Raw genomic sequence first — 13,687 nt, forward strand, 5'->3', positions numbered from 1 at the left:
TTCGTGTGCTCGTAGACAACTCCTTGTGTGTGGCACCCCGCGCAGTCAGCTGGCGTTACCACCATGTTGTGCTGGGCAATGTGATTCACGCTGACATGGCAGTTGGAGCAGGTAACCACCGTGCCTGCCTTGCCGGTTGCGATGGTTTGCTGCACCGCCGGAACCGTGCTGGAGTGGCAGGTGGCGCAGGTGGACGTGCGGGAAAGGTGCTCGTTCACCACTCCCAGATTGTGACACTGGGCGCAGTCCACGTTAGCCGTGACCTTGTCGTGCTGGGCAATGTGGTTGACCGCCCCGTGACAGGAAACGCAGTTGACCGTGGTCCCGGCGCGGCCGTCGGCGATCGCCTTCACCACCGCCGGGTTGGTGCTCTGGTGGCAGGTGGCGCAGGTGGACGTACGGTTCAGGTGCTCGTAGACAACCCCTTGGGCGTGACAGGAAACGCACTCGGCCGACGGGACAGCCTTGTCGTGCTGTGCGATGTGATTGATGCTGATGTGGCAGTTGAGACAGTTGACCGGCTGCCCGTTGGGTCCCATGCCGGTCGCGATGGTATTCTGCACTTCGGGCTTCGTGCTGCTATGGCAGGTGGCACAGGTAGAAGTGCGTGAGAGGTGCTCATTCACCACGGTGAGGGTGTGGCACTGTGCGCAATCGGGTGCGGTGGACACCTTGTCGTGGGCAGCAGCGTGGTCAACCAGGGAGTGGCATGATCCGCAGTTATAGACATCGAGCAGAACGAAACCACCTGCACCGTTGGAAACAGTCTTGTGGCAGTAGTCACAACTGTATCCATTCGTGTTCGCCCGACTATGGTGCATAGTGGCAATAGTGTCGGGCAGTGGGGGGGTATGGCAGCCACGGCAGTCGGCCGTGGTCAGCGCCATGGCGTTGTTCGATGCACCCGTTCCGAGGAGCATCGCAACCGCCATCGCCCCCGCCACCATCAGCGTCGGCAACAGCTTTTTCAATTTAATGTACATGTTCACTCCCTTTCTCCTCCTTTAATGGACTGTTTATCTAAAAACCAATACCGGTGGTTGACACTCCGAGGGGAAACGACGCCTTATAACGGGGTGGCCCCGTGCTTTGACGGCACAACCCTAAACATCCCATACTGATTTCAAACATTTTGCTGCAACTGAATGTCTATTTAGCATTCCACATGCCAGAGTTCGTTCGGCACAGTGAGCCGAGAATAACTCACGGAATGGGCGCTATCGTCTGGTGGGGGACATGCTTGTGCTGGCTGACCGTTTTCAGCAGCGCCTTGACCTCCGCCGGCATTTCCTTCCCCTCCTTGAGCATTGCCTTCATCTGGCCGGCCAAATAGGAGTGGTTGATGAGAAGATCGAGGACCGACAGCATGAACTCCTGCTTCCAGGGGGAGAGCTTGTCCAGATTCTGGAACTTGTGCATGAAGAACTTCTGGGATGCTTTCCCCAGTTGGCGCTCCAGTTCTTCCATGGTCATATTCTTGGGCTTGATGACCGGCTCCACCAGGTTGTATTTGCGGTAATCCTTGGTGGCCACGTAGGGCTCGAGCTCGGGGTAGAGCTCGGCATAGGGCCAGGGGGCGATGGCAAGGAAAAACGCCATGTCTGGGTTGTAGTGTTTGGCGAGCTCGATGGTCTGCTCGATGGATTCGGGGGTGTCGTCGGGCATGCCGAGGACGAAGGAGGTTTCGGAAACGATGTCGGCCCCGTTAATCAGGTCGATGGCCTGTTTGGACTGGGCAACTTCCGTATCCTTCTTGAAGAGATCGAGGGTTTCCTGGCTGCCCGCCTCGACCCCCACATAAATGTGCTCGACGCCGCCTTCCCGGTACTTGTCCATGATGTCGGCGTCCCGCAGGATGTCGTCCACACGGGTCTCCATGAGGAGCTTCACCGGCACTTCCCGCTCCACCATGAGGTCCAGAATCCGGACCCACCGCTGCCGGTCGAAGGTGGGAAGCTCATCGGACAGCATGGCCACTTGGACGCCATGAACGTTGTGGAGCATCTCCAGCTCGGCCACGAAGTTCTCGGCGCTCCGGGCGCGCCATGACTGGGCCCAGAAGAGCTGCTGGGAGCAGAAGGAACACTGGGACTTGCAGCCGCGGGAAGAGGAGACGATGGCCAGCCGGGCGTTCTTCTTGGCCCGGTAGGTGTAGATGGGCCACTCCACCAGATCCCAGGCCGTGGGAAGATTGTCCAGGTCGTGAATGTACGGGGCCTTGGGGGTAACCATTACCCCGCCGTCGCGCCAGTAGGCGATCCCGAGGACCTTCTTCGGGTCATCGCCGGCGTTGAGGCAGTGGCAGAGCATGGGGAGCGTTTCCTCCCCTTCCCCCCTGACGATGTAGTCCACGGCGTCGTGGTCGTGGGTAAGAACCTCGTCGTAACAGAAAGCCGCGTGGACGTTGCCGAGCACCGTCACGATGCGGGGGTTGATGGACTTGGCGAACCGGAGCAGCTTCACCGCCTCGACAACGGAGGCGGTATAGGCGGTGGTGGCAATCATGTCGGGGCGGAAGGCCTCGATCCGCTTCTGGATGTCGGGCCACTTGTGCCACAGGGACATGGCGTCATAGTAATCCACCTCATACCCCGCCGCTCTGAGTGCCCCGGCGATGTAGACAAAACCGACATTGAGCCAGGTGCCGGCCGACTCCACCACGCCCGCGTGGTAGGGGGGGGTAATGAGGGCTATTCTCTTGATTTTCATTTACTTCTCCTCGACGAGGTTGGGAACTGAGCCAGACAAAAAGCAAGAATCGGGCCGCCCCCAAAAGACATTAGTTTCTACACATTCTGTTTATAAAACGCAAGCTTTTTAACGGGGTACCAGCCGAGTGCGCCGCGACTTCACGGAGCACTCGGGCATATGGCGGAACAGGGAGGGGAAAGGAAAGAATCTGGTGAGAGGTATGATATCCGTCAGTGGAATACCAACGGATAGACAACCAAGTAGCCGGCACCGAAAGCCGAGAAGAGGACCACGTGCTTGACGATGAGCATCCGGCGGCGGACCCGTTCGGCGTCAACGCCGTACCAGTTGTCGACATAGGTGAAGGTCCGCCCCGCGCCGGTTGCCATGATGACCACCATGGCAACGACGCTCGCCCAGAAGAAGATATGCTCCAAACGATTGAGGACCGCAACGATCTCCTGGTGCTGGGCCTGGTGCATCCGATGGATGAGGGCGATGGCGGCGATTGCGGCAAGCCAGATGCCGGCGGCAAAGTCGTGGAGAAAGCCGTTCAGGATAACGGCGACTTTTTTCAGTTTCTCGGTCACGGGTGCTCCTTCGAGGGTGGTTCTGAAGACTCGGGGGAAACCGCTTCCTCCTGCTTCACCTTCTGCAGCAGAGCCGAGACCGATTCCCCCTCCTGGCCGGCATCCACTATCATGTCGGCCACCAGGGCGGCGCAGGTGCACATGGCCTCGCCGGTTCCGAGCATCGCGTCGGTAATCTTCTCGTCTGGATCCTTAATGGCTTTCTTTCGTCCGAACAATCTTTTCATGGAGTTTTCCCACCTTCTTGAGGCTGCGCTTCAACAGGAACTCGATGATCGGGGTCATGAAGCGGGGGCCGTGGGCATGCTTGATGGCCTCGGTTTCCAGTTCCCGGGAGGTCTTCTTCCAGCGACCGACGATCTCGAACCCGCCGGGGGTCATGAACCCCACGTTATCGGTCTGGACCGCAACCACCATGCCCCGGTTCACGAGATCGTAGTGGCGCAGAAGCCCGGAATCGCCATCGGGGACCGGCTGGAGGGTTTCCACATCCACCACTTGGGTCCGGGTCCAGGGGGGGATGACCTTGGCCCGCTGGAGGGGGCGGCCTGCCAGGTGGTCCTTCAGGACATTGTCGAAAAAGTTGGTGCTCACCTCCCCCATGCCGAGGACGTTCACGCAGTGGTGCTCGTCCACGTCGAGGATCTCCTTGGACTTGAGATAAAACTCCTCCCGGGAACACTCCCCGAACTGCTCCAGATACCCCCCCCCGTCGCAGAGGCGGCTTCCGGAGGGGAGCCGAAACCGGACCCCGTCCCGTTCGCAGGCCTTCATGAAGTAGACGAAACCCGCGGTTGATCCAATAATCACGATGGGCTCGCCAGACCGCTCCGCCTCCATGATCACCGACAGGAGGAACTCCAGGTCGAGCCCTCGGCGTCCGATGAGATAGCGGCTGTCGGGGGTACCGAACATCCGCCGCACCACGTCCAACCCCACCGCCATCCCCATACCCGGCGCGATCTCGGGGGACGGAACCATGAGGAACATCCGCATGCGGTCCACGTCGGGAAACACATACTGCCTGGTGAGTAGCCCGTTGGCGGCGTTAATAAGGGCCACTCCCCCCTTGTCCCGCAGGATCTTCCCCTTGTTCATGGGATCGGTGGTGCCGCTGGTGAAGTAGCGCTGCTCTGCACGCTCCGCCGGAAACGAGGTCATCACAAACTTCTTGAAGGCCATGGAGGGGGCCGCCGGGATATCTTCCCACCGCTCCACTTTCCCCGGCTCCTTCCCCTTGTCGATGCAGAACCGGCGGTAAGGCTCCACCGTATTGAACTGGAGATCGAAACAACGGAGCGCCAGGACATTGAACCCTGCTTCGTCGTCGTTCTCAAGCCCCCGCTCCACGTAGGAGAGAATGTCGTGGTCCAGTTGCTGGACAAAGTCAGATTCGAGTGAGTAGTCTTTCAAGGGGTATCCTTCCCTCTAATAGAAGTGTGTCCTTCTCGTTCCAGGCGGTCCAGTATATGGCCGCTTGCCGGGGCGGTCACTGGAAGTACTCCGAGTGGACCGACGAATCGATCAGCGGCGTAAAAAAGAGCGAGAGAAGCGACAGGATGAAGCAGAGGATGTAGAGGTACGCCGCCCCTTCCCCCTTGAGTCCGAAGAAGCGGCGCAGATGGAGGTAGATGCCGAAGGCCACCCAGGTAATCAGCGACCAGGTCTCGATGGGGTCCCACCCCCAGAAGCGCCCCCACGATTCGTAGGCCCAAATGCTCCCCGCCAGCATGGCAATGGCCCAGAAGGTGAAGCTGAAACCGGCAAAGCGGAAGGCGAGGATATCCATGGTTTCCATGTCGGGGAGCCGGGTGAGCCACTGGATGCCGGTACGCTTCCTCAGGATGAAGAAGATGGAAAAGGCCAGGGCCACCAGGAGCGTACAGAGAGAAATCTTGTAAAAGGCCACGTGGAGCACGAGCCAGACGCTCCGCAGCGTGGGTGGCAACATCTTCACCTGGGGCTCGAAGAAGATGCCGATGGCGATCATCAGGAATGATGCCGGAAACACCACGATGCTTGCCGGCCGGATCTTCGGCACGAAGTGGGCGATGACCATGTAGAGGAAGAGACCCACCCAGGCATTGGAGGAAAGGGCCTCGAACCGGCCGATGTAGGGGCCGTGCCCCACGATCTTCCACCACCAGAGGATCCCGACGCCGTGAACCAGGAGCCCTGCACCCACCAGGAAATAGCTGATAGTTGTTGCCCGCTCCTTGCGGAACATGAGGCCGGATACGTTGAAGATGGTGGCGAGCACGTAGATGACCACTGCCACCCAGTGGATTATGGTGATTGTTGAATAGCTTTCCATGGAAAAATGCACCTCACTGAATGAATCGCGTCAATATGCACCGGACGCTGTCGGCCGAGATTTACCGCTCACTCCCTTTACCGGCACCAGGCACGGCGGGGGCAGCCTTCGTGGCGACATTTTTCCCCTCCTCGCCCTCCGCGGCAGCATCCCGAACCCACCAGGCACCGTTCTTTTTGGCAAGGTGGTACTTCATTTGGTAGACGAACCCCTTCTCGTCCCTCTGAACCTTACCGGTATCGATGTTGACGTGCCGGAAATCCCAGACCTCACGGGTCTTCACGGAGGCGGAGGTGGCGGCTGCGAAACGGATATCCTTGAAGGAGATATCCTTGAGCTCCGACATCATCCGTATCCGCCCTTCCCCGAGGGCGGCCATATGGAAGTAGACTTTGGCGGTCTGGGGCTCCTCGGCCACCTGGGCAAGGCCGGCCATGTTCATGGTCGCGTATCCTTGGGCCAGTTGAGCGTTGTACCGCTTCACCGTCTCCTTCACCTGCTCTGCCTCCCGGGTATCGACGGTGCTGCAGGAAACCGCCGCAGCGGCCAGCAGGAGAATCGCAATGCATTTTTTCATCATGGTCGTGGCACTCCTCATGTGTAAATGATTCTACCGGTCAGGCATCGGAACAAGCAACTCCCGCCCGGCGCCGAAGCTCTTCAAACTCATCGCCGTAGAGCCGCTCGAAACGCGTCGCCCGCCAGGATACCCGAACTCCGTTTGCAGAGGGAGTCAGAGAGCATTCCCGCGGCGGGCAGAGGTAGCTGAGGGCGCCCCCAAGGCAGAGGATAAAGAAACCGAAGAAGATCCCCCCCATTCCGGTTGTGTCGATAAAGATCAGTCCCCCCCAGCGCTCGACCTTCACCAGTTGGGCCGTATAGTCACCGAATCGCCCTGTCTCCCCCACCTTCATGGAGAGCTCCGCAGTAACCTTTCCCCCATCCGTGAGGCGCATGGCGAAGAGGGGATCGTTCCCGTCAGGGGAACGCTGTGCGGCATCCCCGTAAAATTTTGTCTTGAATTCGCCTGGAAGCCAGGGAAGAACGAAATTCTTATAGGACGGGGTCCTCCGGTTGGGAGGCTGATCCAAGTGAAAAATCTCGCCATGCTCTTCGTTTCCCCGCCTGAACATCACGAAAAACGCCTTGCCGTGGGATTTCCCCTGAAAAATCCGCACCCCTCGGTACCAGGCGGATTTGTTGATATGCATCGACATCGACGTTGACTTACCGGCTCCATCCATAAAGCTGAAACGGGTGTTCAGCTGCCGCAGGTTGTCGTTATCGTAGAACTCCGGCAGAACCATGTCGAGCCGGACCGCCTCAGGAAGGACCAGCCTTCCGGCCAGAAGCCCCCGCTCCTCCTTGGCCCACGCCGCGCCGGGCCGATGCACTTCACCTTCGTTCAGCTCCACCACCGCCCGTTTCTCGCAGAGGAGGATCACCAGCGACGAGGCAATGGTGACGACAATCCCCAGGTGGAGGAGGAAATTACCCCAGTATCCCCACGGATGGCGGACATACCGAATGGCGCCGTCCCTGCCGCCGACCTTCAGGTAGCCCAGGGAACGGAGACCTGCGGCAAGCTCGGCGGTGCCGGCGGAGGTCTCGAAGGATTCCCCTCCCGCGCCCCCTTCGCGGGTCTTGCGCAGGGCAATCCGGAACTGCTCCCAAGTGGAGAAGCAGAGCGAAACGAGGAAAAACGCCAGGAGCACCGTAAACCAGGGAGAGGTGTAGAGGTGGTCGAGGGCGAACCAGCGGGACAGCTTCGCCAGGAACGGGTTGGCCATCTGCCACTTGTCGAGCTCCACCGGAGAGATGAGGAAGCGCTGCGGAAAAGTGTAGCCCAGCAGGATCGCACCGAGCATGAGAAAAATGAGGGATATAACGGTTTTTCTGGAAAGGAAGAAACGCTTGAGCATCAGAATACTCTACTACAACTGCGGCACTTGATGTAACTGCTTTTTGCGGGAATGCATCACTGCCTCACTTCATCATTCTGCTCGCATCACCCTTTGACTGGACACTTCGCTGTACACGACACGGGAAATCTCGCGGATCACCGATGCCAGGCGGGCGAAGTCATGCCCCTTGGTCATGATGCCGAGGAGGTAGGCTCCGCGGGGGTGGTAGACGATGCCGAACTCGTGCAGCTCTCTGATGCCGCTCTCCTCAAGGGTCTTTTCGCCGAACTTGCTCGCCACCGTGACACCGGCCGGAACCCCGCCAAGAATGCCGTCGCGAAAGTCGACGCTGCTCAGGTACCGCAAGGCCTTTTCCGACATCTCCCGATTGAGATACGTGGCATTGTAGAGGACCCGGTAGAAGGAGGAATAGGCCTTGACCGACATGGAGTCAGTTGCCGCCTGGCTGGGATCGAAATCCACGTTGAGGTCGGCGACGATGGCGTCCAACTCCCGGGTGTCAATGTTGTCCAGGAGAAGCCGCCAGGCGTTGTTGTCAGAATAGGCGATCATACGGAAGATGAGGTCGTCGACCGTGTAAGAGGCGTGAGGGGTAAGGGTTTTGCGGGGCTTGATGGCCTGAGGGGCGGACCAGTCGGTGGCGCCGTCGTAGCGGAAGGTACGGCCGAGCACCGTCTGGTCCCGTTCGGCCCGCTTCAGCCAGGCGATCATGACCGGAATCTTCAGGAGGCTGGCCGGGATGAATTTTTCCTGGGCGTCTATATTGAAGGAAGCGCCGCTTTCCAGGTGACGGAAGTACATCGCCACATGGTCGGCGTCACCAGCCTCGGTCCGGCGGGCGATGAGCTCACTGACCTTGTACCTGAACGGCTGGAGTTCGCTGCCGGCGGTCCTGTCGGCCACTATCTCGCAGTCGAGGAGGGGGCTGGTGAAGCGGTAGCCGGCCATATGGGTGTGGGAATGCTGCCGCGTCCCGGGCGGACAGGCGAAGATCCGATATCCCAGGGCGAGCCCCGCCGCAAAGCCTCCCCCGACGAGCGCAAAGAGTGCCAGATATGACTTCCATGAACGTGCCACGAGCATCCTTCCCCTACACGGACCTACCAGCGCCAACCTGAGCGCATAATCACGGCACGACTCTCTGCTGCCCCGGCTGCCGACTGAGTCGCTCAACCTGGATGTCAACACCCCTGCTCATCTTCCCCTGTTCAACGGCAACGGAGTCCGGCTTCCCCGACGCTCCGTAAACGCCCATGAATTCACCCTCTTCCGGCTTGCCACCGCCATAGTGGATACGCGCCTTCAGATAGTAGGTTCCCTTCCTGGTCAGGACCAGCACATACTTGCCGTCCGCACCGGTCTCCCCGGACGCATTGCGCGGCATGCCCTTCATTTCCGCTGATTCATAGGCGAAGACGCGGATACCGGCCACGGGCTGTCCCTGCTTGTCGGTCACGGTCCCTTCGACCCCGGTTGTGCCGTCCGCAGCGGCGGGCTTTGGTTTCCGATAGGGAGTAGCCGTGGTAATCGTGCCGATGTTCGTGGTCCTGCCGGCTCTCACCACGTATTCCTTGGGATTTCCGTTCTTGTCCCGGGCATAGTACTGCGGTTCCCCTTCCCGGGGCGGTCCGGCGCTGGTCGGGTCCAGCCGCTTGCGCATGACCAGGTAGTACCTCCCCGCAGGAAGCTGCACGGAGAACGTTCCCTCCTGATCGATGGCGGTTCCCTGGTCAGGGAGACGCAGATACTTGTGGCTTGCGGGCGGGGGGCCGTTCGCCGTGTTAAACAGCAGCACCTGCCCGCCGGCCATGGGGCCATATTCCTTCGTGATCCATTTGCCGGTGATGGTTCCGGAGCCTTCCGCGGCAAAAACGGATAGTGCCGATAAGACAAGGACGAGGCAGGAAAAGATCATTCTCGCCATCATGGTGTCACCTCATTTCAGCTACTCAAGGGAGTAACGTTGCAGCAAATAGTAGAAGCGCGGGTCACCCCAGAGGGGTGACAGCCGTTCATCGCCGGCCAGGGAGCGGGCCTTGGGGTACCCCCGCTGCACCGCTTTTTCCAGCCAAGCCAAGGCGGCATCCAGATCACCCGCCATGGCCTCGGCGCAGGCGAACCGATAGGCAATCTCGGCGTTGCCCCGGCTCCTTGACTCTGCCTGTCCGTAAAATTGACGCGCCATTTTCGCATCGCCCCGGGCCTGGGCGAGATTCCCCAGCAGCACCATCACCTGCCATGCTTCCGGTTGCAGGGATTGTGCCCGCAGGTAGGCCTTTTCCGCTTCGGCATAGTTCCCGCGCTTCAGGTAGTTGGTGCCCAGGCTGGCCCAGCCCATGACATGGTCCGGTTTGATCTTCAATAATCTGTTCAGGAGGACTAGCCCTTTGTCCAGGTCCCCTTCCTCGGTACAGATATCCCCCAGGCCGGCCAGCGCCGAGACGTTGGCCGGCTGGGAGACCAGGACATGCTCGTAGGCCCGCCGGGATGCATCTACCTGCCCGGAGCCTCGGAGAGCCTCGGCGTAATGCTCCCATATCCGGGGAGTATTCGGCAGCTTGGCCACCGCGTCGCTCCAGAGGGTGAGGGAAGTGCGCCAGACGCCGACCCGCTGGTAGGAGGCAACGGTAAGAGCGGCAATCCAGACCGTGACAGACAGATAGAGGAGCGGTTTCCCCGCGGCGCCCAGCCGTGAGCGGAGGAAAACCGTGCCGGCTCCCGCCAGAGCGGCGCCTCCGATGATGGAGACATTGATATAGCGGTCGGTAATCAGCCAATAGATCGGGACTATCTGGGCAAAGGGAAGGAGCCCGATCCAGAAGAAGAGGAACCAGAAGCCGAGCCGCCGATCCCTCATGAACAGGCGAACCCCGCCCCAGGCAACGGCAGCCAGCACAAGGGCTGCCCCGATGACGACGCCGTCCGGCGAGGTGTGGACGGGGGGATCGTAAATGGCGCTCAGGCCCGCCGGCCACACCATCCGCCACAGATAGAGGCAGAAAACCGGCAGCATGGTATAGAAGGTGGCCAGGGGGCTGCCGCCGTGGTATGGCTCGCGGATCCCCCCCTGGAAATCGTGGGTCTGAACGTGCATGGATACCAGGGCAAAAACGAGGGCGGCAACGGCATAGGGGATCTTGTCCTTGAGCCGCAGACGCCTGCCGGCTTCGGGAAAACAGAGATCATACAGCACGAGGATCACCGGCAGCACCAGGGTGGTGGACTTTGCCATGAGCGACAAAAGGAAGGCCGCCAGCGAGGCGAGGTAGGAGAGTGCACCCCGGCCCGTTTCGGCCGTCCGGTAGCGCCGGTACGCCTCCCAGGAAAGGAGAAAAAAGAAGAGCGACAGCACGTTCTTGCGGCAGGAGATCCAGGCCACCGACTCCACCTGCAGCGGATGGGCCAGGAACAAGGCGCCCGCAACCAGGGCCAGGAGCCGCTCGCCATGGAGGCTGTACAGCAGCCGGTAAACCAGCACTCCGTTCAGGGCATGGAAAACGAAGTTGGTCAGGGCGAATGCCCCCGGCTCAAGCCCCCAGAGGCTGTAGTCGAGCATGTAGGAGAGCATCTGGAGCGGCGCGTAGTTGGCCTGGTAGATGGAGGAGAAGATGGTCTTCAGGTTCTGCAAGGAGAACCCCTGGATCGAATCGTTGTAGACGATGTACCAGTTGTCATCCCAGCTCATCTGGAACTCGTGCCCCAAGGTCCGGGCGTAGATTCCCACCGTCAGGAGGATCAGCAGCAGGTAGTCGATCTTCTGATTTCGTGCCATCGGCTGGTTCATCGCGGGAAAAGGGTCTGAACGCGGGTTTTCAGAATGAAGAGGATCATGGTGCAGCCAAGCCGCACCGCCTTGCTCAACGAGCCGGTAATCTTCGAGACCCCGGTGCGGGGGAGGTATTCCACCGGGATCTCGATGACCTTTTGGGAAACGCGGATGCACATGATCATGAACTGGGGCTGAAAATGGGAGCCGGTCACCGAAAGCCGGTCCACGAACGATTTCAGCACGTCCCTTTTGATCAGCTTCAAGGTACACCCCACATCGGTCAGACAGGGACCATTGAAGAGATACTCCAGGAGCTTCGCCACGGCCACGTTGCCGATCCTCAGGAGCCAGCTCATGTTGGCCCCGGACCAGATGGCCGCTTTCGACGTCCGGGTGCCGAAGACCACGTCGTAGTCGTCGGAGTAGATCAGTAGCTTGAGGAGGTCCTTTGCCGAGAAGGTGCCGTCGGGCTCACAGGTCACGATGATGTCGGCGGTTGCCGCCCTGAGCCCCCTGGTCAGAGCCGCGCCATAGCCGGGCTGCTCCTCGAAGAGATATGTCGCACTGGTCGCCAGGATCTCTTCCCGCGTCCCGTCGGTCGACTTGTTGTCGACCACGATCACCTCATCCACGAAGCCGGTGCCATAAAAGTCCGTGATGGCCCGGCGGATCCCCTCCTCCTCGTTGAAGGCCGGGAAGATGACCTGCACTGTCTGCTCGTTCCACATAGATCAATCCCTGACCGGCGAGAGGTTTTTGGTGATTTCCACACCCCCGAAGGTGCGGGCGAGCCGGGGACCGACGCCCTTCGCCCAGTGTGCCATCCTGCGGATCCCCTCCGCAAGGGGGAGCGGTTCGGGCACATCGAAGAAGCGCCGCAGCTTGTCATGACTGCTTACCGCGTGGAGCACCTCGTCCCGCTTTTCGAGGAAGGTTACGTCCGGATTCGCCCCCATCTCGCGGGCGATGACCTGCGCCAGCTCCAGGATGGTGAACGGCTGGTCGGCGCCGACATTGAAAACCTGGTTGTATGCCCGCCGATTGTCGATGGAGGCGGCCATGACCGGCGCCACGTCGGAAATGTGGCTGAACGCTCGTGTCTGGGTGCCGTCTCCGTAAATGGTCACGGGGCGTCCCTGCATGATCTGGTTCATGAAGATCCCCACCACGTTGCGGTGGGCGTCGCCGATATTCTGGCGCTCACCGTACACGTTATGGGGACGGAACACGATGGAATCGAGGCCGAACATCCTCTTGCTGGCGGCCAGCTCCAGCTCCACCGCATACTTGGAGATGCCGTAGGTATCCTCGGGCAGGGGCGTCATATCCTCGGCCAGGGGAAGCTGCCCGGCCCCGTACACCGCGATCGACGAGCTGAACACGAAGCACTTGACGCTGTAATTCACCGAGAGATTGATCAGGTTCACGGAGCCGATCAGGTTGGTGGTATGGACGAAGCGCTTGATGAAGTGACTCAGCCCTTCGGCGGCGTAGGCGGCCAGGTGGAACACGTACTCGAAACGGTGGGCCGCGAAGAGCCCTTCGAGCAGGGGAAGATCGAGGATCGAACCATGTACGAACGTCGACCCGCCATTTACGTTGTCAAGGCTGCCGCCGCTCAGGTCGTCGAGCACCACGACCGAATGCCTCCTCTTGAGCAGCTCGTCCACCACGTGGGAGCCGATGAACCCGGCGCCCCCCGTTACCAGAATTGTAGCCATCAAACCCTTTCCTTGGCTTCTGCCGTCGGTCAGGCGCGAGCCATCGCGCCCTTACTTTCCGAATGCACAGGTGCCGGCCTCGATGCAGCCGTCCCCCTGGCTGTCACCAACCTGAATGCAGCCCACCGTCCCCCAGGGCTTAATCCTGATCAGGCAGCCATAGCCATGATCCCGGCAGAACTGGCACCCCTCGAACCCCTTTGCCGCAGTGTACATGGCCGTTGAATCACTGTCCGCACAGGAAAACCAGTTCAGGTTCCTGTCGCTGACAATGAACATGTCGGAGCTGGGACAATAGTGGGGAATCTCATTATAGTTGAAAACCTGTCCTTCAACGGTGCCGGTCGGGGTACACACATCGGCCCACATGCCGTTATCCGTCCCCTCGGCACAGCAGCGTCCGTCCTCCTGCATCACAAAGCCCTGTTCGCAGACCATATCATCCACTTCGTTCTCAACGGCATCAATGGGTGGCTGGGGCTGCAGTGGTTTTACCAGGTTTACCACGCCCCGTTCGGCGGCAGAGGCATGCATCGGCAGCACCGAAATACTGACAGCAAACAGGCACAGAACTGCGAACGGAATCTTCATACACGACACCCCCCCTGGCGGTACCCGCTTGATTTATCGAGAACGTCTCTCCCCTGCGTGACAACAAAATCATGTCCGTAACCGAC

Annotated in this window: 13 protein-coding genes and 1 pseudogene; all 14 read right to left on the reverse strand. The window is 60.1% G+C overall.

Annotated elements, in window-relative coordinates; all coding sequences use genetic code 11:
- A pseudogene (locus KI811_RS09760) lies at nt 1-983 on the reverse strand (PKD domain-containing protein); the annotation flags it as partial.
- Between the two features lie 220 nt (nt 984-1,203).
- A complete protein-coding gene (locus KI811_RS09765; RefSeq protein WP_214186292.1) occupies nt 1,204-2,709 on the reverse strand; it encodes a B12-binding domain-containing radical SAM protein in 1,506 nt (501 codons plus the stop codon).
- 212 nt (nt 2,710-2,921) lie between these two features.
- Nucleotides 2,922-3,281 (reverse strand): hypothetical protein, encoded by a 360-nt coding sequence (locus KI811_RS09770; RefSeq protein ID WP_214186293.1) that lies wholly within the window; start codon nt 3,279-3,281, stop codon nt 2,922-2,924.
- Nucleotides 3,278-3,508, reverse strand: a complete 231-nt coding sequence (locus KI811_RS09775) for a hypothetical protein (RefSeq protein WP_214186294.1) — start codon at nt 3,506-3,508, stop codon at nt 3,278-3,280. The genes KI811_RS09770 and KI811_RS09775 overlap by 4 nt, the downstream gene beginning before the upstream one ends.
- Complete coding sequence (locus KI811_RS09780) at nt 3,474-4,694, reverse strand: LuxE/PaaK family acyltransferase (protein ID WP_214186295.1); 1,221 nt, start codon at nt 4,692-4,694, stop codon at nt 3,474-3,476. The genes KI811_RS09775 and KI811_RS09780 overlap by 35 nt, the downstream gene beginning before the upstream one ends.
- 76 nt (nt 4,695-4,770) lie before the next feature.
- The gene (locus tag KI811_RS09785) at nt 4,771-5,595 is read right to left on the reverse strand and encodes a cytochrome c biogenesis protein (protein WP_214186296.1); all 825 of its coding nucleotides are present in this window, start codon (nt 5,593-5,595) and stop codon (nt 4,771-4,773) included.
- A 61-nt stretch (nt 5,596-5,656) separates the two neighbouring features.
- Nucleotides 5,657-6,175: a hypothetical protein gene (locus KI811_RS09790; RefSeq protein ID WP_214186297.1), complete on the reverse strand. Its 519-nt coding sequence runs from the start codon at nt 6,173-6,175 to the stop codon at nt 5,657-5,659.
- Between the two features lie 37 nt (nt 6,176-6,212).
- Nucleotides 6,213-7,517 (reverse strand): cytochrome c biogenesis ResB family protein, encoded by a 1,305-nt coding sequence (locus KI811_RS09795; RefSeq protein ID WP_214186298.1) that lies wholly within the window; start codon nt 7,515-7,517, stop codon nt 6,213-6,215.
- Nucleotides 7,518-7,589: 72 nt separating this feature from the next.
- Nucleotides 7,590-8,597 (reverse strand): serine hydrolase, encoded by a 1,008-nt coding sequence (locus KI811_RS09800; RefSeq protein ID WP_214186299.1) that lies wholly within the window; start codon nt 8,595-8,597, stop codon nt 7,590-7,592.
- Between the two features lie 49 nt (nt 8,598-8,646).
- The gene (locus KI811_RS09805) at nt 8,647-9,447 is read right to left on the reverse strand and encodes a carboxypeptidase-like regulatory domain-containing protein (RefSeq protein WP_246551639.1); all 801 of its coding nucleotides are present in this window, start codon (nt 9,445-9,447) and stop codon (nt 8,647-8,649) included.
- An 18-nt stretch (nt 9,448-9,465) separates the two neighbouring features.
- Nucleotides 9,466-11,292, reverse strand: coding sequence for a tetratricopeptide repeat protein (locus KI811_RS09810; protein WP_246551641.1), 1,827 nt, complete (start codon nt 11,290-11,292; stop codon nt 9,466-9,468).
- A gap of 8 nt (nt 11,293-11,300) precedes the next feature.
- Nucleotides 11,301-12,017 (reverse strand): glycosyltransferase family 2 protein, encoded by a 717-nt coding sequence (locus KI811_RS09815; protein WP_214186301.1) that lies wholly within the window; start codon nt 12,015-12,017, stop codon nt 11,301-11,303.
- Between the two features lie 3 nt (nt 12,018-12,020).
- Nucleotides 12,021-13,010 (reverse strand): NAD-dependent epimerase/dehydratase family protein, encoded by a 990-nt coding sequence (locus KI811_RS09820; protein ID WP_214186302.1) that lies wholly within the window; start codon nt 13,008-13,010, stop codon nt 12,021-12,023.
- A 51-nt stretch (nt 13,011-13,061) separates the two neighbouring features.
- Nucleotides 13,062-13,601 (reverse strand): hypothetical protein, encoded by a 540-nt coding sequence (locus KI811_RS09825; RefSeq protein ID WP_214186303.1) that lies wholly within the window; start codon nt 13,599-13,601, stop codon nt 13,062-13,064.
- Nucleotides 13,602-13,687 lie beyond the last annotated feature (86 nt).

This window comes from Geobacter hydrogenophilus, from assembly GCF_018501225.1.
GTDB lineage: Bacteria > Desulfobacterota > Desulfuromonadia > Geobacterales > Geobacteraceae > Geobacter > Geobacter hydrogenophilus.